This is a genomic window from Flaviflexus salsibiostraticola, assembly GCF_003952265.1.
Classification (GTDB): domain Bacteria; phylum Actinomycetota; class Actinomycetes; order Actinomycetales; family Actinomycetaceae; genus Flaviflexus; species Flaviflexus salsibiostraticola.
The window spans coordinates 182000-206416 of record NZ_CP034438.1 but is presented as its reverse complement, the minus strand read 5'-3'; the positions used below and the strand labels follow the sequence as shown (position 1 = coordinate 206416).

Annotated in this window: 22 protein-coding genes; 7 read left to right on the top strand and 15 right to left on the bottom strand. The window is 68.0% G+C overall.

Translation table 11 applies throughout. The annotated features are described in order from the left end of the window. Window positions 1–26: 26 nt before the first annotated feature. Complete coding sequence (locus EJO69_RS01000; protein WP_126038022.1) at window positions 27–380, top strand: DMT family transporter; 354 nt, start codon at window positions 27–29, stop codon at window positions 378–380. Further along, window positions 377–697: a DMT family transporter gene (locus EJO69_RS00995; protein WP_126038019.1), complete on the top strand. Its 321-nt coding sequence runs from the start codon at window positions 377–379 to the stop codon at window positions 695–697. The genes EJO69_RS01000 and EJO69_RS00995 overlap by 4 nt, the downstream gene beginning before the upstream one ends. 20 nt (window positions 698–717) lie before the next feature. Here the strand turns inward: EJO69_RS00995 and EJO69_RS00990 are convergent, their stop codons facing one another. Beyond that, window positions 718–1356 (bottom strand): NUDIX hydrolase N-terminal domain-containing protein, encoded by a 639-nt coding sequence (locus tag EJO69_RS00990; protein ID WP_126038016.1) that lies wholly within the window; start codon window positions 1354–1356, stop codon window positions 718–720. Window positions 1357–1490: 134 nt separating this feature from the next. Between EJO69_RS00990 and EJO69_RS00985 the strand changes: the two genes are divergently transcribed. Together EJO69_RS00985 and EJO69_RS00980 are read left to right on the top strand one after the other, a co-directional pair. Next, window positions 1491–2069, top strand: coding sequence for a CDP-alcohol phosphatidyltransferase family protein (locus tag EJO69_RS00985; RefSeq protein ID WP_126038013.1), 579 nt, complete (start codon window positions 1491–1493; stop codon window positions 2067–2069). Between the two features lie 22 nt (window positions 2070–2091). Beyond that, window positions 2092–3117, top strand: a complete 1026-nt coding sequence (locus tag EJO69_RS00980) for a zinc-dependent alcohol dehydrogenase family protein (RefSeq protein ID WP_126038010.1) — start codon at window positions 2092–2094, stop codon at window positions 3115–3117. Window positions 3118–3126: 9 nt separating this feature from the next. On the opposite strand, the gene EJO69_RS00975 is transcribed toward EJO69_RS00980, so the two are convergent. Further along, window positions 3127–3687: a dienelactone hydrolase family protein gene (locus EJO69_RS00975; RefSeq protein ID WP_126038007.1), complete on the bottom strand. Its 561-nt coding sequence runs from the start codon at window positions 3685–3687 to the stop codon at window positions 3127–3129. Between the two features lie 354 nt (window positions 3688–4041). On the opposite strand from EJO69_RS00975, the gene EJO69_RS00970 reads away from it, so the two are divergent. Genes EJO69_RS00970 through EJO69_RS00960 form a run of 3 tightly spaced genes read left to right on the top strand, consistent with a single transcriptional unit; the run spans window position 4042 to window position 8220 of the window. Beyond that, window positions 4042–4515, top strand: coding sequence for a VanZ family protein (locus EJO69_RS00970; protein ID WP_164519809.1), 474 nt, complete (start codon window positions 4042–4044; stop codon window positions 4513–4515). Further along, entirely contained in the window at window positions 4508–7321 is a 2814-nt protein-coding gene (locus EJO69_RS00965) for a WecB/TagA/CpsF family glycosyltransferase (protein ID WP_164519808.1), read from the top strand. Before EJO69_RS00970 ends, EJO69_RS00965 begins: the two co-directional genes overlap by 8 nt. Before the next feature lie 26 nt (window positions 7322–7347). After that, window positions 7348–8220, top strand: a complete 873-nt coding sequence (locus tag EJO69_RS00960) for a glycosyltransferase (protein ID WP_126037997.1) — start codon at window positions 7348–7350, stop codon at window positions 8218–8220. A gap of 306 nt (window positions 8221–8526) precedes the next feature. Here the strand turns inward: EJO69_RS00960 and EJO69_RS00955 are convergent, their stop codons facing one another. From EJO69_RS00955 to EJO69_RS00895, 13 genes are read right to left on the bottom strand one after another with little or no spacing between them, the layout of a single operon-like run. Beyond that, on the bottom strand, window positions 8527–9636 hold the full coding sequence (locus EJO69_RS00955) for a glycosyltransferase (RefSeq protein WP_126037996.1): 1110 nt from the start codon (window positions 9634–9636) through the stop codon (window positions 8527–8529). Continuing rightward, window positions 9633–11666 (bottom strand): O-antigen ligase family protein, encoded by a 2034-nt coding sequence (locus EJO69_RS00950; RefSeq protein WP_126037993.1) that lies wholly within the window; start codon window positions 11664–11666, stop codon window positions 9633–9635. The genes EJO69_RS00955 and EJO69_RS00950 overlap by 4 nt, the downstream gene beginning before the upstream one ends. Continuing rightward, complete coding sequence (locus EJO69_RS00945; protein WP_126037990.1) at window positions 11663–12421, bottom strand: Wzz/FepE/Etk N-terminal domain-containing protein; 759 nt, start codon at window positions 12419–12421, stop codon at window positions 11663–11665. The genes EJO69_RS00950 and EJO69_RS00945 overlap by 4 nt, the downstream gene beginning before the upstream one ends. Beyond that, window positions 12418–13803 (bottom strand): glycosyltransferase family 4 protein, encoded by a 1386-nt coding sequence (locus EJO69_RS00940; RefSeq protein ID WP_211331461.1) that lies wholly within the window; start codon window positions 13801–13803, stop codon window positions 12418–12420. The genes EJO69_RS00945 and EJO69_RS00940 overlap by 4 nt, the downstream gene beginning before the upstream one ends. An 11-nt stretch (window positions 13804–13814) precedes the next feature. Continuing rightward, window positions 13815–14942 (bottom strand): glycosyltransferase family 2 protein, encoded by a 1128-nt coding sequence (locus EJO69_RS00935; protein ID WP_126037987.1) that lies wholly within the window; start codon window positions 14940–14942, stop codon window positions 13815–13817. Between the two features lie 17 nt (window positions 14943–14959). Continuing rightward, window positions 14960–16603 (bottom strand): lipopolysaccharide biosynthesis protein, encoded by a 1644-nt coding sequence (locus tag EJO69_RS00930; protein ID WP_126037985.1) that lies wholly within the window; start codon window positions 16601–16603, stop codon window positions 14960–14962. Further along, window positions 16600–17769: a glycosyltransferase gene (locus EJO69_RS00925; RefSeq protein ID WP_126037970.1), complete on the bottom strand. Its 1170-nt coding sequence runs from the start codon at window positions 17767–17769 to the stop codon at window positions 16600–16602. Before EJO69_RS00925 ends, EJO69_RS00930 begins: the two co-directional genes overlap by 4 nt. Then, window positions 17766–18929: a DegT/DnrJ/EryC1/StrS family aminotransferase gene (locus EJO69_RS00920; RefSeq protein ID WP_126037968.1), complete on the bottom strand. Its 1164-nt coding sequence runs from the start codon at window positions 18927–18929 to the stop codon at window positions 17766–17768. The genes EJO69_RS00925 and EJO69_RS00920 overlap by 4 nt, the downstream gene beginning before the upstream one ends. Continuing rightward, window positions 18926–19603 (bottom strand): acetyltransferase, encoded by a 678-nt coding sequence (locus EJO69_RS00915; protein WP_126037965.1) that lies wholly within the window; start codon window positions 19601–19603, stop codon window positions 18926–18928. The genes EJO69_RS00920 and EJO69_RS00915 overlap by 4 nt, the downstream gene beginning before the upstream one ends. Beyond that, on the bottom strand, window positions 19600–20775 hold the full coding sequence (locus EJO69_RS00910; RefSeq protein WP_211331460.1) for a DegT/DnrJ/EryC1/StrS family aminotransferase: 1176 nt from the start codon (window positions 20773–20775) through the stop codon (window positions 19600–19602). Before EJO69_RS00910 ends, EJO69_RS00915 begins: the two co-directional genes overlap by 4 nt. Continuing rightward, window positions 20772–21785: a dTDP-glucose 4,6-dehydratase gene (locus EJO69_RS00905; protein ID WP_126037963.1), complete on the bottom strand. Its 1014-nt coding sequence runs from the start codon at window positions 21783–21785 to the stop codon at window positions 20772–20774. Before EJO69_RS00905 ends, EJO69_RS00910 begins: the two co-directional genes overlap by 4 nt. After that, window positions 21782–22855 (bottom strand): Gfo/Idh/MocA family protein, encoded by a 1074-nt coding sequence (locus EJO69_RS00900; protein WP_126037960.1) that lies wholly within the window; start codon window positions 22853–22855, stop codon window positions 21782–21784. Before EJO69_RS00900 ends, EJO69_RS00905 begins: the two co-directional genes overlap by 4 nt. Further along, window positions 22855–24408: a sugar transferase gene (locus EJO69_RS00895; RefSeq protein ID WP_126037958.1), complete on the bottom strand. Its 1554-nt coding sequence runs from the start codon at window positions 24406–24408 to the stop codon at window positions 22855–22857. Before EJO69_RS00895 ends, EJO69_RS00900 begins: the two co-directional genes overlap by 1 nt. Window positions 24409–24417: the final 9 nt, after the last annotated feature.

Genomic DNA, 24417 nt, shown 5'->3' with positions numbered 1-24417 from the left:
GACAATCGGAACAGGGATATAGAGCAATGACGGACAGGTCTCAGGAGTGGCTGTTCCTCATCGGCGCCATCCTCCTCGAGGTGACGGGCTCACTGTCCCTCAAGGGAGCCCTCAACGCACCGATCCTCTACGCCGTCGTCGTCGCCGGCTACGTCGGGGCGTTCGCCTGCCTGTCGATGGCGCTGCGATGTCGGATGCCACTCGGGGTCGCCTACGGCATCTGGGGCGCCGTCGGCGTCGTCCTCACCGCGGTCCTCTCGCTGGTCCTGTTCGATGAGGCGCTCACGGCCCTCACCACCCTCGGCATCGCCGTCATCGTCGCCGGAGTCCTCCTCGTCGAGGTCGGGTCCCACCCTGCACCCAAGGCGGAGGCCGCATGAGTGCATGGATATTGATGGCGGGCGCGGTGGTCTGCGAGGTCACCGGGACGCTGTCGCTGCGGGCCGCCATCGACGACAGGCGCTGGTATGCGGCTGTCGCCGTCGGCTACCTCAGCGCCTTCACCCTTCTCGCGCTCACCCTCGCGGCAGGCATGCCCCTCGGGGTCGCCTACGGCGTGTGGACAGCGGCAGGGGTGGCGCTCACCGCGATCTTCAGCCGGCTCCTCTTCAACGAGCCGCTCACGCGGGTCATGGTCCTCGGCATCGTCCTCATCATGGTCGGTGTCCTGCTCGTCGAACTCGGATCCAGTCACTAGGGTCCCAGCGGCCGGCCGAGTCAGTCGATGTGGGCGGGACCCGGACTGCGCCAGTGCTCGTGGAGCAGAAGAATCTGGTCCGGCACGACCCGCTCAATCGACAGCTCCGGCAGGTCATCCGCAGCGAACCAGCCGATCTCGCTCGTCTCCTCGCTCGTGAAGAGCAGATCGACCGGGCCCAGCGGTTCACAGACGAAGAAGAGCTTGTACATGTGCCGGTCGTAGACCGGCTCGTGCGGCCAGCGGTGTCGGTCGATGATCGCGGCGAGGTGGACGGCGCGCACGGGCACGCCCGCCTCCTCGGCAACCTCGCGCTCGATCGCGCTCGTCGGAGTCTCGAGCACATCGCACCAGCCGCCCGGCAGGGTCCAGCGCCCCTCATCGGCGATCTCCCGGACGAGAAGGATGCGGCCGGACTCGTCGAACACGCCCCCACGCACATCGACCTTCGGTGTCGTGTATCCGGCGATCGACGCGACCCGACGGTCATAGTCCGGCAACGGTTCTCGGGCGACGAGCTGGGCGACCTCCTGGGCGATCTCACCGATCCGGTGGAAGCGGTCGATATCGAACGGGTCTCTGCAGTAGGCAAGCGCGGACTCGGAGATCGAGCTCAGCTCGATGGCGACGCGTCGGAGCACGTCAGAGGGATCAGACATGGCTCGAGTATAGGGAACCCGGCCCGAGAGGCGGTTTTTCCCGGGGGTCGAATCCGGCGTGCCGCTGCCGGCAGCAAGAAAGCGGCGCTGCCCAACGGGGTAAACTGGCGCCAGACGCGGAGGAAGGCGAAGAGATGACCCCAGGTCGGTTCAGTCGGTCGGAGTGGCTGACGATCCCCAACGCGATCACGGTGGCGAGGATGCTGCTGCTCGTTCCGATCGCCCACCTCCTCATCACCGACCAGCTGCCGATCCTCACCGCCGTGCTGCTCGCGATCTTCGGCATGACCGACTGGGTCGATGGTTACATCGCCCGCCGCTTCAATCAGGTGAGCAGGGTCGGCGAGATACTCGATCCAATCGCCGATCGAGTCGGCGTGGCCGCCATCGCCATCGTGCTCGTCACATCCCACTACCTGCCGGACTGGATCGCGTACTGCATCGTCCTCACCGATCTGGCGCTCGCGGCCGTCTACCTCCTGTTCCGAGCCCGCCACCGACCACCGGTCAGCCCTCTCGGCAAGACCCGGACCGCGGTGCTCATGGCGGGACTGCCGCTTACGGTCTTCGGCCGGATCCCCGGCCTTGAGGCCATCGCCATCGTCGGCGTCCTCTTCGCCTCGCTCGGCGCGATCCTCCACGCCATCACCGGCCTCACCTACGCGTGGGCCATCTACACTCAGTCCCGAACCGGCACCGACCAGCGGGCCTGAACCACCGACACAGGAGAGAAATATGCGCGGAGTCATCCTTCAAGCCCCCGGGGACGTGCGCGTCGTCGACCGTCCCGATCCCGTCATCGAGAAGCCGACCGATGCGATCATTCGTGTAACCGCCGCCTGCATCTGCGGCTCCGACCTGTGGCCCTACCGAGGTGCAGATCCTGTGCACGAGAAGCCGATGGGTCACGAGTACGTCGGCGTCGTCGACGAGATCGGCTCGGACGTTCACTCCGTCGCCGTCGGCGACGTCGTCGTCGGCTCCTTCGTCGCCTCCGACAACACATGCGAGATCTGCGAGGCCGGCTTCCAGTCCCGCTGCATCCACCAGGTCATGATGGGGTCGATCGGCACCCAGGCGGAGAAGGCACGCATCCCCCTCGCTGATGGCACGCTCGTCATCGTCCCCGGAACGCCGACCCCAGCTCAGGCTCGGAGCCTTCTCGCGGCCTCCGACGTGCTGGGTACGGGCTGGTTCGCCGCCGTCGCCGCCGAGGCAGGTCCGGGAAAGACCGTCGCCGTCGTCGGCGATGGCGCCGTCGGCCTCATGGGCGTCCTCGCCGCAAAGCAGCTCGGAGCCGGGCGCATCATCGCCATGTCCCGCCACGCCGACCGCCAGGCGCTCGCCCGGCGCTTCGGCGCGACCGACATCGTCGAGGAGCGCGGGAAGGCAGGGATCGCCGCCATCAAGGACCTGACCGCTGGCTACGGCGCACACTCGACCATCGAGGCGGTCGGCACCCAGGAGTCGATGGCGCAGGCGATGGGAGTGACCCGCGCCGGCGGCCACATCGGTTTCGTCGGCCTCGCCCACGACGTGCAGATCGATGGCCGGGAGCTCTTCGTCAAGACGGTGAGCATGCTCGGCGGCCTCGCCCCGGTCCGGCGCTTCCTCCCCGAACTCATCAATCTCATCATGACGGACCAGATCGATCCCGGGGTGGTCTTCGACATGACCCTGCCACTCGAGGAGGCGGCTGAGGGCTACCGGGCGATGGACGAGCGGCGGGCGATCAAGGTCCTTCTCGAGACGCAGCGCTGAGCGCCGCGTTCAGATCTCGGCGAGGAACGCCGTCACCCGCTCCATGAGGAGACCGTAGGCGTCGCCGTCGTATTCGGGCAGCGACGCGTCGGTGAAGAGATGCCGATCGCCGGGATAGGTGAACAGCTCGCCCTCGGGACGAGCGGCGAGCTCCGTCGCCGCAGGCAGATCCTCAGCGAAGTATTCATCGCCCTCCATGGCGTGGATCTGCACCGGTAACCCCTGCGGCCACCCACCGTACTCGGCAATCGGAAGGCAGGAGTGGAGGAGCAGGGCGCCGCGGGCGCCCTGCCGTGTCTGGGCGAGCCGCTGGGCGATCATCACCCCGAACGACAGGCCGACGTAGACGAGGTCATTCGGTAGGCCGTACGCCGCGTCCAGGCCGACGCGGATTGGGCGGGATCCCTCCGCCTCGACGAAGGCCAAGCCCTCCTCGATCGAGGCGAATGTTCGCCCCTCGAACAGGTCCGGCACGTGGACGGTGTGGCCCTGTCTGCGGAGCTCCTCAGAGAACTCGAAGACACCGCTCGTCAGGCCCTGAATGTGGTGGAAAACAATCACGTCGACCATGTCGCACCTCACTGTCGTTGGTTCAGGATAGGGCTCGACCATCCTCGCGACAATCGCCCGCTGGCAGAGCCGCGATGAAGGACCGTCGCGCGGCGAGTGTCGAACCCGCACATCGGCACCCAGTCGACCACTCGGTTCGGGGCACCTCCTCCCCCGCCCTACTCGAGTATCACCCGCTTCTTCATTCCGCCGTTGATGGCGATGACCGTCGCTTCTAACGTCGTTGACACAGTAGGCCGCTGAGACGGTCTGCTCATGGGGGAACATCGTGGAACGCATCGTTCTCGCCTGCGCTGGCGCAGGCGAGGTCCGGCACGGGCCGGCCGCGGGGTCGGCGGCCGAGCCATGACGCTCATGCCCAGCCCACGCATCTGCCGGATCGCCCTTCTCGCGGGCCTCGTCATCGCAGTCCCGCTCTTTCTCGGAGCGCCCGTCGATATTGGGCTGCGGGAGGCGGCCGAGGCCCTCACCAGGCGACTTCACGATGCGGGGATCATGATCGACGTTCGCTATGGCCACGTCGAGGCGGCCGCGAACGTCGCACTCTTCATCCCCCTCGGCTTCCTCCTCGCCGGGGCGACGCGGCGATGGTTGGTCGGTCTCCTCGGCGGCTTTGCCCTGTCGGCGGCCGTCGAATTCCTCCAGTTCGCGTTACTCGCCTCGCGCCAAGCCTCACTCCGCGATCTTATTGCCAACACGCTCGGCGCCCTCCTCGGGGCCGTTCTGGCGGGGATTCTCATCGCCGCGTCACGCCGGAGGGGCGCCCGCACCACCAGCACGTCCGGACGAGCCACCCGCTCTGATGACCGAGAGGACAGCCATGCCTGAATCACGCGTCGACCTTGCCGGTATCGTCATCGATCTCTTCGACGAGGATTCCGCGCTCGCCCACATTCTCGACCGGGCCGCACATCCGCCAACAGAATCCGGCCGACCTGTCCCAGTCTCGGTCGTCTCGGCCAATCTCGATCACCTCGCACAGTTCGGTCGCGGCTCCCGGTGGGAGGGAACCCTCGGGGATTCCCTGCACCCGACTGCGGCCGGGCGGGGGCGGATGGAGTGGCTGACACTGCTCGACGGGGCACCACTCGTCAACCGTGCGAACCGGCTGACGGGCCGCACCTGGCCCCGACTCGCGGGCAGCGACCTCATCGGACCGCTCCTCGATGGAGCGGCGGCCGCGGGCCTATCGGTCGGCTTCCTCGGGGGCTCGCCTGCAGTTCAGCAGACGCTGTCGCGCGAACTCCCCCTCACCCGCCCCAGCCTGACGATCGCCGGGCTGTGGTCTCCCGACCGGTCGACCCTTGTCGACCCGGTGGCGAGCCGAGATCTGGCACGAGCAATCCGGGTCGCCTCCCCCGACATCCTCGTCGTCGGGCTCGGCAAGCCCCGCCAGGAGCTGTGGATGGCGCAGTACGGGGCCCTGACGGGGGCCCGGGTGCTCCTCGCCTTCGGCGCGGTCGTCGACTTCCTGGCCGGCTCCGTCCAGCGGGCGCCTCGGTGGGCGGCGGAGAACGGTCTTGAGTGGGCGTGGCGGCTGGCGCTTGAGCCGCGCCGCCTCGCACGCCGCTACCTCGTTGACGACCCGCCGAGCCTCCTGCGGATCCAACGCGACGCCGCCGTCATCCCAACCAGTGCTCGACCCAACCAGCCGCCCCAGATCCGCACAGACCTGCTGCCCTCGGGCGGGCCAGGCACCTTTGTCGGAACAGACGAGGAGGCGGACATCGCCGCGTGCATCGTCTCCTACAACAGCGCCTCCTCCCTCGACACCCTTCTCGCCAGCCTCCGAGCGGAGGCGGGCTCTGTGCGGCTCGCGGTCGTCGTCGCCGACAACGACTCGTCCGACGGCACGGTCGACGTCGTCCGTCGCCACGCGGGCGTCACACTGGTGCAGACCGGCGGCAACCTCGGGTACGCGGCGGCGCTCAACATGGCGATGCGAGCATCGGGCATGACGCGGTCGTATCTCATCCTCAACGCCGACCTCGAGCTGCGGCCCGGTGCCGCTGCGGCCCTCCTCCAGCGGCTGGCGGTCTCCCGTGCCGGGATCGCTGTCCCGAAGCTCGTCGATGAGGACGGGTCCATCCTCCACTCACTGCGCCGCGAGCCGAGCCCGATCGCGACACTCGGCGACGCTCTCCTCGGGGACACGGTGCCGAACAGACCAGCCCTCCTCTCTGAAACAGAACACAATCCGGAGGCGTACCAGCACGCGCACCGGGTCGACTGGGCGACCGGCGCCGCCCTCCTCATCGACGCCGATCTGGCGGCCGAGGTGGGCGAATGGGATGAGCAATTCTTCCTCTACTCAGAGGAGACGGACTTCTTCCGCCGGGCCCGCCTTGCGGGGGCCCACGTCTGGTACGAGCCCTCCGCCGTCATCGTCCACACCGGGGCGGGCTCGGGCTCCTCTCCTGACCTGGATGCTCTGCTCGCCGTCAATCGTGTCCGCTACGCACGCAAGCACCAGCTGGGTGAGCGCCGGATTCGGGCGGCGCTCACGCTTCGAGAAGCACTCCGGATCACGAGGCCCGGCAGCCGGCGGGCCCTGCGGGCACTGGTCGATGAGGCCAGGTGGGCGGACCTGCCCGGGCCGACTCCCGGCCGGGACTGCCCCGACCCACTGCCCGGCAGCATCATCATCCCCGCCCACAACGAGGCCTCGGTCATCGCCACCACGCTGTCCCACCTGCAGTCGATCGTCGGCACAGTCGAGGTCATCGTCGCCTGCAATGGGTGTACAGACGAGACTCCCGTGATCGCCCGCCGGTTCGAGGGGGTGCGTGTGCTCGAGCTCGAGACACCGTCAAAGACAGCTGCTCTCAACGCCGGGGACGGCGCCGCGACCCTGTGGCCGCGCCTCTATCTCGATGCCGATGTCGAGAACCCACCGGTCGCGGTGCGGATTCTCTTCGAGCGGCTCAGCCGCGGCGACGTCCTCGCCGCCCGCCCCTCGTTCCGCTGGGATGATGCCGGGGCGACGTGGCCGGTGCGTGCGTTCTACCGTGCAAAGCGGCGGATTCCAACCACACCCCCAGCCCTGTGGGGCGCGGGGGCCTACGCCGTGTCGAAGGCAGGCCGCGAGCGCTTCGGCGCCTTCCCGGCGCTGACTGCGGATGACCTGTTCGTCGACCTGCAGTTCGACGGCTTCGAGAAGCTCGTGGTCACGACTCCTCCCGTCCGTGTCCGCACCCCACAGACCACGGCCAGCCTGCTCGCCGTCCTGCGGCGAACGTACCGCGGCCAGGCGGAGATTCGGCGCTCACCGGAGCTCGTCCCGCACGCTCCGGGACCGACCGCTGGCACCGCGCGCGGCCTGCTCGCGGGAGTGTGGGGGCCATCGAGCCTTGTCGACGCGCTCGTGTGCGCCGCCCTCATCGCCCGTGCCCGCCTCAGCGCGCGGCGTGCGGTCAGCACGTGGGAGCGGGACGAGAGCACGCGACCGACGGACACGAGTGGTGGGGGCGCCCCGCATGCATCGGCTACCTCCCACTCGGCACATGCTGTTCCGGAACCGGTTCATCGCTCGGTTTCCGATGCCGGGCCGTCGATACATCCCGTCCCGGCAGGTGGGCCCGCCGCGGACGCGCAGACTGATGCCGGTGAGCTCCGGCGCACCGCTCGGCCGTGACTGCATGGCCCGCGAGAGGAGTCCATATGAGACCCACGCTTGATCACGTCCTTCTCACGAGGTTCAACCTTCCCTCCCCGGGTGCGGAGTCCCTTATCCGGGCGAGAGACGGCTGGTTGCGTGAACGGGTGGGCCTGTTCGAGGATCGCTGCCTGCCCTCTGTCCGAGCTCAGACCGCGCCCGTTACGTGGATCGTCTACTTCGATCCGGAGAGTCCCACGTGGCTCAAGGAATGGATTGCGGGGGCCGCTACCCGTGGTGGCTTCCGTCCGCTGTACCGCGCCGAGGTCGGCCGCGAGGCCCTCATCGCCGACCTCCGAAAGGCGACGGGCGCGCTCGGGGATGTTCTCGTCACGACGAATCTCGACAATGATGATGCGCTGAGTGCGGATTTCGCGGCCCGGATCCAGAACTCAATCGAGTCGGCGGAGCGGCATGCCATCTTCCTCCGCAATGGCCTCATCCTCAAGGACGGCCGCCTCTATCGGCATGTCGACAGGAACAACGCCTTCTGTTCGGTCGCGGAGCCGTGGGATTCACCCGTCACGGCATGGGCGGACTGGCATACGCGACTGGCGGGCCAGATGCCGTCGACGGTGCTCGGCGGTCCCCCGGCCTGGCTCCAGGTTGTTCACGGTAACAACGTGAGCAACCGCGTGCGCGGGGTCCTGACCACCCCGGCTGCCCACGCGAGCGGATTCGGGGAGCTGCTCGCCGGCCTCGACCAGCCGAGCAGGGCCGCCCTTCTCGCCGACCGACTCATCGTCGCGCCCCTACGATCGGCGAAGCTCGGCGCGCGACGCCTCGCGAAGAACACCATCCTCCCCATCCTTGGCAAGGAGCGCTTCGACCGACTCAAGCACTCCCTCGCGGTGGTCTCCGCGCGCGTCCGCCGCTGATCAGGGTCCGCTCGATCGCGTCCCACCCGGAGAGATCTGGGTGATCGGGTTCGAGCCTGGGGCTGTGACCCCGCGGCGTGAAGCAGACCGCACCGGCCTGAGAGCGCCCCGGTCGAGGCGCCGAACCCGGCCCGAAGCTGCGAGGGGGGGGATCATGGAGAGTCGACGAGGAGGGGACCATGGAGAGCCAGTGGGGTCACGAGCCGAAACTGCCACTGTCGGGGCTGATCTCCCGATCAGACGAGCTCAACCGCGGCCGCTCGCTCGGACGCGGTACCGCACATGGTCGATTGCCCGGCCGCGTGGTCAGCCGGTTGTCCGGGCCGACTCGTCGACCATCCCCGCAGCCTCGGAGAGGACCCGGGAGAGCCCCGCACTGAAGACTGCATTCGACTTCTCCCGTTCGACAAGACGTCGGCCGGCGACGCCCATGGCGTCCGCCGAGGCCGGATTCGCCCAGAGGTCGATGATGGCGCGTCGGAGGGCATTAACATCGCCCTGCGGCACCCATACGCCCTCGACCCCCTCGATGAAGGCACCCTGCTGACCGGCGACGTCCGAGACGATGACGGGGCGGGACATGGCCCAGGCCTCGTTCATGCAGGTGATCCCGTTGTCGCTGTCGGTTGCGTGGAGTGGGACGACGACGAACCGGGATCGGGCGTAGAGGTCGCGCAGTTCGTTCGGCGGCATCGTTCCAAACGTCACATTGCCGGGGACGAGTTCCTCGCCCGCACGATCATCATCCGCCGCGTTCCACCAGTCCGGCCGGGACGTGTCGAGGACTCCAGCGATGTGGCAGGGGATGTTGAGCCCGTCGAGGGCTCGGACGAGGGTGACATAGTCCCTCATCTCTCCCCCGGCCGCACATATCGTGTGCCGCACCGGCTCGGGATCAGCTGGCCGCCAGAAGTCCAGGTCGAGCGTCCACGGGAGATCGACGAGCTTCTCGGCGGGCACGCCGAGCTCCCGCATCGCGATCTCCCGCTGGGACTGCGGCGGGAGGATGATGCGGGTGATGTGGGTGTGGACGCGCCGCAGCAGGCGCGCCTTCTTCGGCTCGGAGATGCGGGTGAGGAGACAGACGAGGGTGATTCTCCTCCGCGTGAGCCGAAGCAGAAGGGCGAGGACGAGTGCAACGTTCGCGAGACTCCAGACGAAGACGACATCGTAGGTCCGGCCGACTCGGAAAGCCTCAAGAACCTGGACGACCCACATGGAAAGGCGGCGATAGAGGGGGCGGCGCCAGCGCGGCGGGTTCGTCTGAAGGCGCTGATCGAGGATGGTGAGGTCGGCGTCGACGTCGGCGAGCCAGGTGCGCGGCACTCGGCCGGCCCGGCCGCGCTCCTCGATCTCCTCGAGGTACGGCGGGAAGAAGATCGTATTGGGGAGCACGAGGACGGTCGGTCGTGTCATAGCTCTGTCCTATCCACTCGAGGATCCGCGGCGTCCGCCGTCCGCCCGTCCGGTCCATCGTCCGTTCGGCGTCGGGACCGCCCTGCGAGCAGGCGGTCTCCCCCGCGAGTGGCGGCGGCGACGACGATGATCGTGAGGAGCGCCAAGCCCGCCGCGGCCCGGTCCTTCTTCATTCCGATCATGCTGGCGGTCGGGACTGATGGCGACGCTGACGTCCTGATATGCAGGGAGGCAGGGATCTCCATCAACTCCTGCGAGGAGCGTGCCAGGTCCGCCGTTCGCTCCGCGTGCCGGCGCAGATCCTCGCCGACCTGGGCGGGTGAGTCCCCGACGACCTCGATCATGATGAGCGGACGGTCGTGCGAGGTCTCCCACTGCCCTCCGACGTCGGGTATGTGGATCCAGTGCCCGTTCCGGATACCGGTGCCGTAGAGCGGTGCGAATGTCGTCAGCGCCTCCGAATCTGCGGACTCTGCGTTGAGCTGTTTCTCGACTACACCTGCAAGGTAGAGAGTCAGACCCGGATCACCGAGGAGACTGTTCGAGTCATCGGGAGCCTCGGGAAGGATGAAGAGGACGTCGACCTGGGCATAGTACACAGGCGGCGTCGCAAGAACGTTTGTGGATAGTCCCGCCATGACCGCCAAAGCGGCCACCCCAGCGATCCATCGCTGGCGCCCTGCCCGCGGCTGTTCCACGTCAGCTGCGTCGGGCCATGGCGTCGCCTCGGCTCGACACAGATTGAGGTAGGCCCCGCACAGTCCGATGGTGAGGAAGAACATGCCGCAGGCCTGCGGGAAAGAGAACGCGTCGAAGAAGGCGAGGATCAGGGATCCTGCCAGAACTGAGGCGAGCAGTGCATAGCCGAAGGCGCCCATCAGCTCATCGCGCGGCTCCCACACCCGTCTCATCGATACAGCCGCCCAGCATGCTACCGCGATGAGGAGGAGGAGAGCGACGAGACCGACGATGCCGGTCTCGACAACGGTGAGCAGGTACTGGTTGTCGAGGATCCAGTAGGAGGGCAGGAACGTGCCCAGGCCACGGCCGAACAGGGGGCTGACGTCGATAAAGGCGGCGACCGTATCATAGCTGTCGGTTCGTGAGACGAGACTCGGATCTGTTGCGGTGAACATTCCGATGATCGTGCCAGCCATGCCGGGAATCCCGGCATAGACAGCGATGAGTCCAAATCCGATGGCGGCAGCCATCCAAAGCCGCACGGCCCGCGGCCATGTCCAGAAGAGCACCGCTATGACGACAACGGTCCCGAGCAGCGCCGAGCGGGTCACCGAGAGCACCGACAGGAAGAGGATCGCGGCGACGGGATACCAGCGGGTCAAGCCCGACCGTTGTCGGTCGTAAATTGCGACCGTCAGCGCGATCGGCAGAACCATGACAAGGACAACGGCCGCTTCGAGAGAATGCATGGCGGTGCTCACCGCCCGAATGAAGCCCGCTCGCTCCCCGACTGAGATCCACCCGCCGTCGCCGAGCCCAGGAATCGACCATGTGTTGACGAAAGTCTGGCCGGTGAAGAACTGAAGGAGCCCGAGCGTCGCGTAGAGCCCCCCGAACACACTGATTCTCCTCATGAGCACGAGGAACCGACGTGGGCTTGACACGCCGTCATGGGCGACAAGAAGAATCCCGGCAATCGCAGCCAGGCGCAGCACACCCATGTCCGCCACCGAACGCTCGGTCGCAGGGAGCGCCATAGATGCCGAGACGACGTAGGAGGCGAGGATGCTGGCCGTGAGGAAGGCGAGGGCTGCCTTGACCGGCTGGAAGGCCAGCCCGCGACGGCTCTGCACCCGCTGCCAGCCCCACCACAGCAGGCCCAGGGTGGCGAACAGCGCCGCCGGCGCCCCCGCGCCACCGAGCACTTCGACGCGGCGATCGGCAGGCACTGCGAGGAGTATGACGAGATAGGTCGTCATGAAGGTGACCGCATCCAGCCGCACAGGCATGGCGGACTGCCCCGCACCTGCGGTCGCCTCCGAAGGTGGGCGTCCTCTGATCGTGGTCATGGCTGGCCGCTGGAGACGAAGTCCACCGGGGATCTCGGATCTGCGAGATCGGGAAGCTCTCCGCCCCCTCCTGCCCCACCATCAAATCCCGTCATCCGCTCCTGGACCTGGTCGCCCACCGTGGGTTCATCATCGTCACGGTCGCGACGCTCGAGCCTCCGTGCTGCCCGGGCCAGCATCCAGCGATCGAGCACGCCGGTGACCAGCACTGTCATCCCGAGCCCAAGCGCAGCCATGGCGAGAACCAACCGCAGCTGCTCCTTCACCATTCTCTCCGGCTCGTCGCTCTGGACCAGTGTCATAGCGCCGATCTGGGACTCTGGCGTGACCGCAAGGTCATCCTGCATGACCTTCAGATCGACCGGGAGTCGGTCGAGGATGGCATCCCGGAGCTCCTCCGAACGCGGCCCTGACCCCGCCTCGGCGGTGATCGTGATGAGTGGTCCTGGTCCGTTCGGATCCTTCGCGATCTCGTACGACTCACCAACGTTGACGAGCGTCTCTGCCACCTCGGCCGAGTTGAGCTTGACGGAGAGGACGCTGAGCGCCTGGTCAAGTCCGCCCATGAAGAGGTACGGGTTGCCCTCCTCCGTGACGACGGCCGGAGGCGGCAGCAGAACGACTGTGGCCGTCGACTGGTATGCGGGCTGGACGGTGCGGCCCACGGCGAAGGCGCCCGCGGCCGTGAGAGCGACGCAGATGATCACCACATACCATCTGCGGAGCATCGACCGTCCGAAATCTGTCAGATTCATAATTGCCCCAGGTGTGTCGAGCCGCGACCTGCGGCTGTGCCGTTGTGGGGAGCTCGGACGGTGTACGCCTCCGTGGGCGCCCCGCCTCTGCCCATGTGTGGGTGCCGCTGTTCGGCCGTCAGAAGGCTGTCCTCTCCTGACGGAACTGAGGTGAGCGGTCGGTGTCGAGCCTCGATGAAATCTGCGACCGCGGCCTGTGTCCTCTCCCATCCGGGAGGCGCGCTGAGTGCAGTCACGGCTGCGCGCGCGGCGGTCTCCTCTGGGTCGACTGACACGACGTCGGCGAGGGCTCGAGCGAGAGCCTCCGGTGTCGGCTCAGCCCAGACAGCCCCCGCCGACTCCATGTCCCGGCGCGCATCTGCCGAGTCGTTGAGAACGGGAACCGTGCCGGCGGCGAGAAGCTCTCCCGGGACGAGCGAGACATTCGTGAAGGACATGGCGAGTCCCGCGATCGTCTCGTTGTAGAGGGCGTTGAGCTCGGCTGGACGCATGGACCCGTGGTTGATGATCGGGGCCCGCCATCCCCGAACCTCGTCCCCGATGACATGGATCGGCTCGTCCGGACACAGCTCATGGAACCTCTCGAGGGCGGCCCTGGCCAGGGCATAGCCCCGCCGGTCGACCGACCGCTTCGCGTAGTAGACGACACCGCTTCGCGGCCGCTCGCCCTCGCGCCCTGACAGTCTCCGGTACGTGTCCCGGTCACAGCCGAATGGGACAACGATCTCCGGTTCGACACCTGACTGGGTTCGCAGCTCGTGGGCGACCATCCTCCCTAGGGCGATGTTGTCGAATCCGAAGCGGTAGGTCGACTCCGCGAGTGAGTATAGATAGCCCCTCGGATAGAAGTGCGGCTCATAGTCCTGAATGAAGTAGTACCGTCGGGCGGCACCCGCCGAACGGCTGGCCACGACGTGGGCGCTTGCCCAGGCGCTCGCCACAATCGCATCGAACCGGCTGAGGTCCCCTGTCGCGCTCGCGATCTGTGCCTTCATTCCCGGCCACGCGCGCCGGAGGACAGGCTCATGCCGCACCGTGTCATCCGAGCCGCGCTCGTAGAGGAGCACAACGCACTCGTGGCCTCGCCGCTCCATCGCCTCGACCATCCGGAACAGCGTCGTGTGCCCTCCCGACCCGGCGGCCGGTGGGCTGCAGACCCAGCCGATCGTGAGCGGCCCGCTGTGGCGAGGGGTCTCATCGGGCTGTCCCGCGGTCCCCGGGCTGGCGATGTCCTCCTCCCTCAGAGGGAAGTCGAGATCATCCCAGTCCATCGCCGCTCCAGCGCGCCTGGCGAGCATTCGCGCACTGCGCCGCAGCGTCTCGGCTGGGCCATCGTCACGCAGTCTCGTGCCGACCGTTCTTACTCTGTTGATGACGTTCATGGTTCACCCTCCTAGAATTCGCCGCGCCGATGCCACGTGTGGAATGACCGTTCGTAGTGGAGCCTGTGGGTCAGGCGCCGCCAGCTGATGCCGGGCAGGTCCGAGGCCCGGGATGGGCACTCTGCCCTCCGGCGCACCGAGTCGATCTCGGCCCGGGTCTTGGCAGATGTCGAGCGGACGCCGCTGAGAATGTGCTCAAGTCGCTCCGGGGTGGCCGTACCACGGTCGATCTCATTGCGGGCAGCGGCGATGCTTGCACGGTCGAGGGCGCGATTCGCGGCGTCCCGCAGCTGCGTGGCCCCCGGAAGGGTGCTGGCGATGCCGGCGAAGAGCGTGTCGAAGGCCGCTCGCCGCTCCGCGAGGTCGACGAGGGAGTCGACCTTCCGGGCCGACAGGCTCTGATCGTGATCGCGATGCCAGGCCTGGTCACATCCGCGCAGGTAGGCGACATCGGAGAAGGCCGCAATCCTCATCCACATCTCCATGTCGTGTGTGTGGGCGAGCGGCTGTTGACCGCCCACCATATCGACGACGGACATACGCATGACGACCTCGGGCGAGGTGATGACGTTGAGGCCGTCGCGGCACCGCCGTGCGAGCCAGTCGGTGCCCGGCCACAGCGTGACCGCCCTTGTCATCGTCCGGGGCGTCGGCAGGACGTCTCCGGAGAAGTGAAGGGGATGGCCGTAGACCATTCCGATGCTGTCGACTCTCGCAAGGACCGCGACTGCTCGACCGAGGGAGCCGGGCGTCAGAAGGTCATCCGCATCGAGGCGGACGAGGAATTCGCCCGTGGCGGCCGCGAGCCCATCGTTGAAGGTGTCGACTGGGCCCCGGTTGGCCCTGTGCTCGAGTGCGTGAACATTCGGATGCCTGGCCGCTAGGTTTCGTGCCACCTGGAGGCTCGAGTCTGTCGAGCAGTCATCGACGATGATGACCTCGGTCCGCACGCCCGACTGCCGCAGTACGCTCGTGACCGCGCCGGGAAGGTAGTCCGCATAGTTGTAGCAGGGGATGACAACGCTGACGAGCGGCGCTGACGCTGGAGGCTCCGGCGGGCGCACAGTTGACGCGGACGTCAGGGCGCCGATACTGCGGACTCCGTCAGCCGTCCTGCCGGGCAGTCTGGTCAGAGACATGGTGCCGTCCTTTCCGGTCACAGTGCTGTTCGTACAGGGGCAGCATCAGAGCTCTCCTCGGACAGGTCGCCGACCGCACGCTTCCTGCGAGAAGCGGCGCGGCGTGCGGAGAATCGCGTCGCCGCCGATGCCTGTGGGGGATCCAGCACGGGTTCTTGGACCGTGGACGGGGCCTGGTCAGGTGTGCCTGTGTCCGGACTCGCGGTCTCAGCGGGTGTGCCGCCAGGGAGGCCGGCGGGCTCTCCGAGACGGCTCGCGATGGCGAGACGGCGACGAACCCAACTGCCGATGACGAGCAGGTAGACGGCGGTGCCTGCCGTTCCCCCGACAAGGAGCCGTGGGAGCGGTCCGTCGACGATCTCCATGACCACAAGCACTGCAGCGGCGGTCGGAAGGGCCGCCGCCATCGGTGGCCAGACCGACGCCCACAGGAGGCGCAGGCTCGCCCCCGCTCGCGCCAGGGCCCAACAATAGGCGGGCGCAACGACGACGAGCGCCACGGCGAAGTGCCCCGTGGCCGCTCCCACCCCACCGTCCATCCTGGTGCCGAGATAGAGAGCCGGGATGAGCGCACTGAGCCATGCGACCTGGACGACAAGCACAGCGCCGGAATGGCCGCGGGCGAGCAGGAACGCCACGGCCATGTCGAACAGGGTTCGCAGAGCTCCGAAGAGACCGAGGATGATGAGGATGGGGGCTGCGTCGAGCCACTTCTCGCCATAGACGATCTCGATGACCGGGGAGGCAAGGAGGGCAAGCAGGAGGCCCGCGAGGAGCGTGAACGTCCACGTCGGCGCAACAGCATCCGCGAGTATCCGGTCGCGAGGCGCACCAGACCGGGAGAAGGCGGGCAGGGCTACCGCCCGGACCACCTGGCCGATAGCGCTCATGGGCCAGTTCGAGATGTTGAAGGCGAGGAAGTAGAAACCGAGCGCAGCAGGGCCGGCCAGGTGGGAGATGATGACCTTGTCAGAGCTGAGCAGCACCCACGAGAGAAGGTTCGCCCCCGCAACAGGGAGGCCGAAGGTGAGCACCTGCGGCACGAGTGAGCGATTGAAGCCGAACCTCGGCCGTTCTCCCGACAGGACGAACTGGAGGGTCATCGACGTCAGCTGTGCGATGACACGGGAAATTGCGAGCGCCATGACTCCCCATCCGGCGAGGATGAGCAGCACGGTGAGCACGGTGCCGACGATGAAATCCGCGAGATTGGCGACGAAGAGCTTCTTCTGCTCGAAATTCCGCTGCAGGGATGCGAACGGGACCACGCCCGCTCCGGCGAAGACCAGTGTGAGTGACATGACGGCGATGACGGGTCCAGCATCGGGGCTGCCGAGAAGCTCGGCTGTCCCCTGCGCTGACCACACCATGATGAGAGCGAGCGACGTCCCGGTCACGAGCCCGAGAGTCGCGACCGTCGGAGCTTTTCGCTCGTGATCTCTGGACCTGATGAGGTCCGTGCTCAGGCCGAAATCGGCGAGCGTCATAAGGACCGCCTGGACGGTGAGCGCGATGGCATAGACCCCGAACTGCTCCGGCGAGAGGAGCCGTGCGAGGAAAATCCCGACGGCGAGCGTGCCGAGCCTGAGGACAAGGGCACTGACCGCGCTCCAGGCGAGCCCCTGCCGCAGGCTTGGCTTTGCACTCACCCGGCGCGTCATGACGGGATCCTGGTGCGGACGGCCCGGGAGATGTGGAACTTCGCCAGCCGGGCAAGCGACTGGGACAGACTGAGGGTCGACTGCGCCCGCCGGTGCGGCACGTCCGCGACACGCCGATAGAGCCGCTCGAGCGTGTCTGCTGCACCTGACAGGCTGAATCGAGCCGTCACGAGGTCCCGGTTCCAGGCCGACAGATCCGATCGCAGGGACGGCTGGGACAGCACACTCCGCAGTGCCGGAATAAGGTCTGCGGCACCGTTCCCACCGATGCCGTAGAAGCCGCGCCACAGGAACTCGTCGACCGTTTCAGGTGTGAGCAGGCGCGTGAAGCCCGTGTCGCCCTGAACGATGACGGGCTTTCCGAACGACATGGCTCGAAGGATCGAGCTGCCCATGCCGACCACGACATCGGCCGATTCGTAGGCATCCGACGCATCGTTCATCTGTCCCGAGCACTCGACGACGAGTCGCCCGGCCTGTGCATTCACCCGCTCGGCACGCTCTCGGATCCGGGACAGCGCCGGGCCGTCACCGACGACAAGGAGCCGGATGGGAAACTCCCCCGCAAGGCTGGAGACCGCGTCGATCGCCGCCTCAACACCGCTCGCCTTGCCGAGCTCGTCCGTCATCCTGCAGACGACGGAGATGATGAGTGCGTCAGCGGGCATGCCCAAACGGCGCCTCGCGGCCTCGACATCACCAGTTCGGTCTGCGTCAGTATCGATCGGCGGCTCCATGACATAGACGTCGTCATGCCACTGGATCTGGGCGGCGAGTGCCCTCGTTCCGACGATGAGGGGCACGTCGGCGGGAAGGAAGTCGGGCACGTCCATCGACAGCACGGTCATGATCTGAGGTGTCGCGAGCAGCTGGCGGACGCCATATGCGGCGCCGAGGCTCGGCGCCCACTCGTAGGTGTGGATGAGATCGGGTTCGAAGGATCTCGTGAGTGCGATGAGTCCTCTCGCCCATGCGAGCGAGAGACGGTTCCCGGCAGGGGACGTCACAAGCTCGAGTCCAAGCTCGTCGACCCTGTCCGCGAGTGCTCCCGCCGAAGCGTAGATGACAACCTCGTGACCGCGGTCCCGCACGGCCGCGGCCAGTTCGATGGCGTTCATCTGGCTTCCCCCCATGGCCAGCTCGTGGGGGCACACGATGATTCTCATCCGCTCGGTCTCCCTGTTCGTGCCGACCTGACCGAGTCTGCAAGGCGGTCCGCGACGTGCTCCTGCTGAGCAGGGGTGATGTGCGGGTAGAGAGGCAGGGAGAGGATCCGGCCTGCGGCCTCCTCGGCGACGGGGAAGGATCCGGGGCCGAAACCGAGGTGGGCGAAGGCACCGGTCAGGTGGATGGGGGTCGGGTAGTGCATGCCCGCCCCGATCCCCGCCTCGTTGAGCGCACGGAGCACCCGATCCCGATCGTCGAGGCGGATGACGTAGAGATGCCACACGTCGAGGTTGCCGTCGGCGGACTTCGGCAGGGTGAGGCCGGGAACACCGGCGAGCAGCTCGCCGTACCGCCGGGCGGCCTCTCTCCTCCTCTCATTCCACGCCGCGAGGCGGGTGAGCTTCGTCCGCAGGACAACGGCCTGGGTCGCATCGAGACGCGAGTTCATGCCGATGACCTCGTGGGAGTACTTGACGGCGCTGCCGTGATCGCCGAGCATCCGCACTCGGGCGGCGACCTCATCGTCGCCCGTGAGGACGGCACCGGCATCCCCAGCCGCGCCGAGGTTCTTGCCGGGGTAGAAGCTCGTCCCGGCTGCCAGACCGAGCGTGCCGGCCGCTCGCCCGAACCGCGTCGCCCCCTGCGACTGCGCGGCATCCTCGACGATGGCGGCGCCTGCGCCGGCTGCGATCGGCTCGAGGGCCTCGACGAAGGCCGTCTGCCCGAACAGGTGGACGGGCATGATCGCCTGCGTGTTGGGGGTGACGGCCTCCTCGACAGCGGTGGGATCGATGAGAAGGTACTCGGGATCAACGTCGACAGGGACGGGGATGGCGCCGATGCGGGCAATGGCCTCGGCGGTGGCGACGAAGGTGTTGGCGGGGAAGATGACCTCCCCGCCCGCGGCGACGCCACTCGCCCGGAGTGCGAGCTCGAGCGCGTCCGTGCCGTTGCCGACGCCGATGCAGTGGCGCGTTCCGAGGAACAGCGCATAATCCTGCTCGAAGGCGGCGACGGCCGGCCCGCCGATGAAGGACGTGCGGGCGAAGATCGCGTCGAGGCCCTCGCGCACCTCGCTGTCGATCTCGCGCTGCTGGGCCCCGAGATCGACGAGCGGTATCGGGCCGAGATCCACGTGTGTAGTGTCGTCGATGGTCATGTCGTCGCCTCCTGGCTGACAGGTGAGTGGTGGGTGATCCCCGTGCGTGCGGCGAGAGGCCCCGCGGGCGTCCCCGCCCAGACCTGCCCCGGCGGCAGATCCTTCACGAGCACTGCGCCCATGCCGAGAACGGCACCGTCCCCGATCGAGAGATCCTGGCGAACCGTCGCGTTCATGCCGACGTACGCACAGCGGCCGATCGTCGCCCGCCCACCGACCGTCGCCCCGGCTGTCAGCGTCGCGAAGTCACCGACGAAGTCGTCATGCGTCAGCACCACCCGCGGCATGAGGACGACGTGGGCGCCGATGACGATGTCACAGGTGAGGACGCATCCCGCGAGGATGATGCTCCCTGCCCCGATCGAGACGTCATCACCGATGATGACGCTGCGGTCGATGTGGGTGGTGAACCGCTCAGGGCGCACGCCCAGGCCCCACAGCCGATCAATGATCCCGGCACGGGCCTTCCCGGACCCCGCGCAGACGAGGAGCTCCTCCGACATGTCAGCCGCGCGGTCGATCCCGCCGAGGATGGGAACGTCTCCGATCTCCTGCCCGTGCAGAGCGGGATTGTCGTCGAGCACTCCGACGACGTCGAGATCCGCCGCCTGCCGGATCGACGAGAGGGCCTCGCGTGCGAGTCCGCTGGCCGCGAGGAGGACGACACGTCTCATGAGACCGCTCCCGCCGAATAGGCGGGCGTCGACTGGCCGAGGGTATCGGTTCCTGCAGCCCTGATGGCGGAGATGATCCGCTCCATCGAGTCCGCGTCGAGGCCGTGGTGAAGCGGGAGGATGAGGGTTGTGTCGGTCAGCCGCTCCGTCACCGGCAGGCTGAGGGCCGGGTCGGCGTGGGCCGGCTGTCGGTGGGCCGCCATGATCCCGCGCCGGGCCGAGATTCCGGCCGCCGCGAGCCTCTCGAGGAGTCCCTCACGGTCGACAGGGAAGTGCGGCAGGACCTCGATCCAGAAGGACTGGAAGTTCGAGGTTCCCCAGGCCGGGTCGTCGATGAGGCGCAGCGGCAGGTCGCCGAGGGCCGCCCGATAGACGTCGACGAGCTCGCGCCGACGCGCGACCATGGCGTCGAGCCTCCCGAGTTGGACGAGGCCGATCGCGGCCTGAACGTCCGTCATCCGATAGTTGAAGCCGATCTCTGTGTAGGTCTCCTGCGGCGCGAGGAGCGTGCGGTGACGCTCGGCGGCGGAGACGTCCATGGCATGCTCCCGCAGCCGCCGGGCGCGGTCGGCCCAGTCGGCCCGGTTCGTCGTCAGCATGCCGCCCTCACCGGTCGTGAGGATCTTGCGGGGGTGGAACGACCAGGCGGTGACGTCGGCGCCGGTCCCGACCGGGGATCCCCGGTGGGTCGACCCCACACCGCACGCCGCATCCTCAATAAGGACCAGCCCCGCCTCGTCGCACAGCCGCCGCAGCGGGTCGAGATCGACCGGCATGCCGCCCTGGTCGACGGCGATGACAGCGCGGGTCGCGGGCGTGAGCACGGCCGCGACCGTCTCCGCGGTGACGTTGCCGGTCTCGGGCTCGACGTCGGCGAAGACCGGCCGGGCCCCGACATAGGTTGGGGCGTTGGCGGTGGCGATGAACGAGAAGGAGGGAACGACGACGTCATCGCCCGGCCCCACTCCTGCGACCAGAAGAGCCAGGTGGAGGGCCGCCGTGCAGCTCGAGGTCGCCACACCATGCTCGACACCCTGGCGGGCGGCGAAGGCGCGCTCGAACTCGGCGGTCTTCGGGCCCTGGGCGACCCAGCCGGAGGCGATGACCTCGGCGACGGCGGCCGATTCCTCGGGGCCGAGCCACGGCTTCATGACGTCGATCCGCTCCTTCATGGCGCCACCTCGTCGCGCTCCCAGTTCAGGTCCTCGATGAGCATGTCCTCCGTCGCCCTGCCGGCGAACCAGTCGACGAGGTCGGCGATGCCATCCGCGAGGGTGACTGTCGGCGTGAAGCCCGTCAGGCGTGCCATCGTCGTTCCATCGGCGCACAGCCGCAGGACGTCACCCGGGCGGCCAGGGAGCATCCGCGGCGTGAGATCGGGGCGGCCGAGAGCGTCGGCGATGAGACGGCACACCTCCCGCATCGTCGTCTCCACGCCGGTGCCGATCGTCACGGTCCGCCCGATCGCCTCGTCGCATTCGGCAAGGGCGAGGAGCCCTGCCGCCGTGTCGGAGACGTGCATGAAGTCCCGGGTCTGGTTGCCATCCCCGTAGAGGACGGGCCGCTCCCCATTCGCCATCCGGACGATCGTGCGCGGGATGATCTCGCCGCTGTCGCCCTCGGCGTGACTGCGGGGTCCATAGGTGTTGAAAGGGCGAACGACGACGACCGGCGTCCCGAACGTGCGGAACATCGCCCGCGAGTAGGCTTCGCCGGCGAGCTTGCCCGCCCCGTAGACGGTCTCGGGCCACGTTGGGTGGTTCTCGTCCATCGGCACCGTGCGGGCCGTGCCGAACACCTCGCTCGAGGACACGTGGACGAGGCGGGACACCCCCGCGTCCCGCGCCGCCAGGGCGACCATGAGCGAGCCGGTCGCGTTGACCTCGTGATTGGCGACCGGGCTGTGGAGGCTGTGGCGCACCCCGAGGCAGGCGAGGTGGAAGACGACATCCGCGCCCGCCATGACGGAGTCGACGAGGCCCCGGTCACGGATGTCGCCGACGACGAGGCTCAACCTCGAGTCACCCTCCCACTGGGAGAGGTTCTCCTCTGAGCCGTTGACGAGAGAATCGAGGACGAGCACGTGGGCCGGGTGGGTGCCGAGCAGCGCATCGACAGTGTGACTGCCGATGAAGCCGGCTCCCCCCGTCACGACGATCCGCGCGCCGTCGAGCCCGCTCACCGAACCTCCTCGCGTGCCGCCTCGAATGGGCGGACCGGGCCACCGGCAGCCAGGCTGCCGCTCGCCGCCTCGAGCACGGACAGCACCCTCAGGGCCGCCTCGCCATCCGTCGGGGACGCCTCGCCGGAGCGGATGCTCGAGGCGAACTGGCCGACCATGAGGCCGAGCGGCTCGACCTCGGCCAGGGCGGGCGACCACGTGTCGCCCAACCGGTAGGAGATCGCCGCGCCCTTGCGCTCCGCCGCATCCCCGAGCATCATCTCCTGCAGCCCGAGATCGACGCCCCGGTCGAAGATCGACAGCCGCTGCTGCGGGTTGAGATCGTCCCACACGAGTGTCGTCCGGCTGCCGCCGATGACCATGCGACGGATCTTCGTCGGGGAGAGCCAGTTGACGTGGATATGGGCGAGTGCCCCGCCGGGAAGCGGAACGCTGAGGTAGCCGAGGCAGGACTTGCCCGCCCCGAGCGGGTCAGCGCCCTCGGCGAGGACGGAGTGCGGGTTGAGCCCGCCGGGCAGGACGAAGTCGAGGATCGACAGGTCGTGCGGGGCGAGATCCCAGAAGACGTCGACGTCCGGCTGGACGAGCCCGAGATTGATGCGGACCGAGTCGACATAGAGGATGTCGCCGAGCTCTCCTGCGTCGATGAGGTCACGGATCTTGAGGACGGCCGGGGTGTAGCAGTACGTGTGGTCGGCCATGAGGGTCCGGCCCGCGGCCCTCGCGGCCTCGACCATCTCCCGCCCGGCAGCGGTCGAATGGGCGAGCGGCTTCTCAACGAGGACGTGCCTACCTGCGGCGATCGCCGCCAGAGCGATCGAGTGGTGGGTCCGCGCCGGGGTTGCGATCGCGACGGCGTCAAGATCGTAGGAGTCGAGGAGCTCGTCGACGGACTCGGCGATGGCCGGGCCGCCGGTATTCCGCGCGAGTGCCTCCGCCCGCGCCCGATCGCGGTCGCAGATGGCGACGAGGTCCCAGTCGGGTGAGGCGGCGAAGTTGCGGGCGAGATTCGGACCCCAGTAGCCAGCGCCGATGACGGCGACGCGGAGAGTGTCGGATAGCGTGCTCATCAGTAGGCTCCTGACGGTTTGATCATGACTCGGAATGTGCGCCACATGATGGCGAGGTCGCCGGCGACGGACCAGTTCTCGACGTAATAGAGGTCAAGGCGGACGCTCTCCTCCCAGTCCAAGTCGGAGCGACCGTTGATCTGCCACAGACCGGTGAGACCCGGCTTGATGTAGAGGCGGCGATGGGTGGGGCCCTCGTAGGCGGCGACCTCGGACGGCAGCGGCGGGCGCGGCCCCACGAGAGACATATCGCCCTTGAGGACGTTGTAGAACTGGGGAAACTCATCGAGCGAGTACTTGCGCAGCCAGACGCCGACCGGGGTGACACGGGGGTCGTCCTTCATCTTGAACAGGGGCCCCGCGCCCTCGTTCTTCTGTGCGAGCGCCTTGAGATCCTCCTCGGCGGTGGCGACCATGGAGCGGAACTTGTACATGGTGAACGGCTGGCCTCGACGCCCGGTGCGGACCTGGCGGAAGATGACGCCCCCGGGGCTTCCGGTGGACACGAGCAGGGCAATGAGAAGGAAGAGCGGGGCGAGGACGACGAGGGCGGCGAAGGAGACGACGATGTCCATCCCCCGCTTGACGACGTGCCGGTAGCCGGAGAAGGTCGGCAGCTCGACGTGGAGGAGGGGAAGCCCCTCGACCGGGCGGAGCCGGATCCGCGGGCTCGCCACGTTCGTGAGGGAGGGGACGAGGATAACCTCCGTGCGTGCATCCTCCAGCCGCCAGCCGAGCTCCTGGATGGCCCGGTTCCCGCCGGGAAGAGAGCCTGCGATGACCACAGCATCGGCACCGAGACGACTGACGTCCTCCTCGAGACCAGCACTGCCGCGGAGGATGGGGATGCCCGGGCTCGCCGCGCGGATGCGGGCCTCCGCCTCGGTGTCGGCCTCGCCGTCGAGGACGACACCGACGACGCGATAGGCCGCCCCGGACTTCCTCGAGATCTGCCGGACGACGTAGGACGTGTCCTTCGCCTGACCGTAGATGACGACGTCGCTGAGGGCGTGGCCGCGCTTGCGCTGGGACTGGAGCCAGGCCCGCCAGCCCCACCGCCCGAGGAAGAGCCCGATGAGCCCGGCAGGCAGGGAGGCCACGATGAAGCCCCGCAGTCCCATGTCTCCACCGATGACGGCGACGAGCGAGAGCGCTCCCGCGACGGCCGCCGTGGCGCCGATGACGGCCCGGTATTCGTACGTGCCGACGGCGATGCAGCCGGCCGCGCGGGAGTGGACGAGCTGCAGGGCGACGATCCAGCTGACCGCGACGAAGGCAGCAAGAGCGGAGCTCTTGGCGAGGCTGACCTCATCGATGAACACGGATCCGGCACCGACGGCCGCATACGCGACGGGCAGTGCGACGGCAAGGGTGATGACGAGAATGTCGGTGACGAGGAGGCGGCGCCGATATCGTTGCCGCCAATGGACAGCCTCCCGGACAGACCCGAGTGGGCTCGCCACCCGATCGCCGAAGGTCGGCAGGCTCCAGCCCGAAGACTGCGCCAGACCTGTTCGGAACCCGTCGAGGCCGCGCGCCGTGTCGATTCCCATGCGTTGACT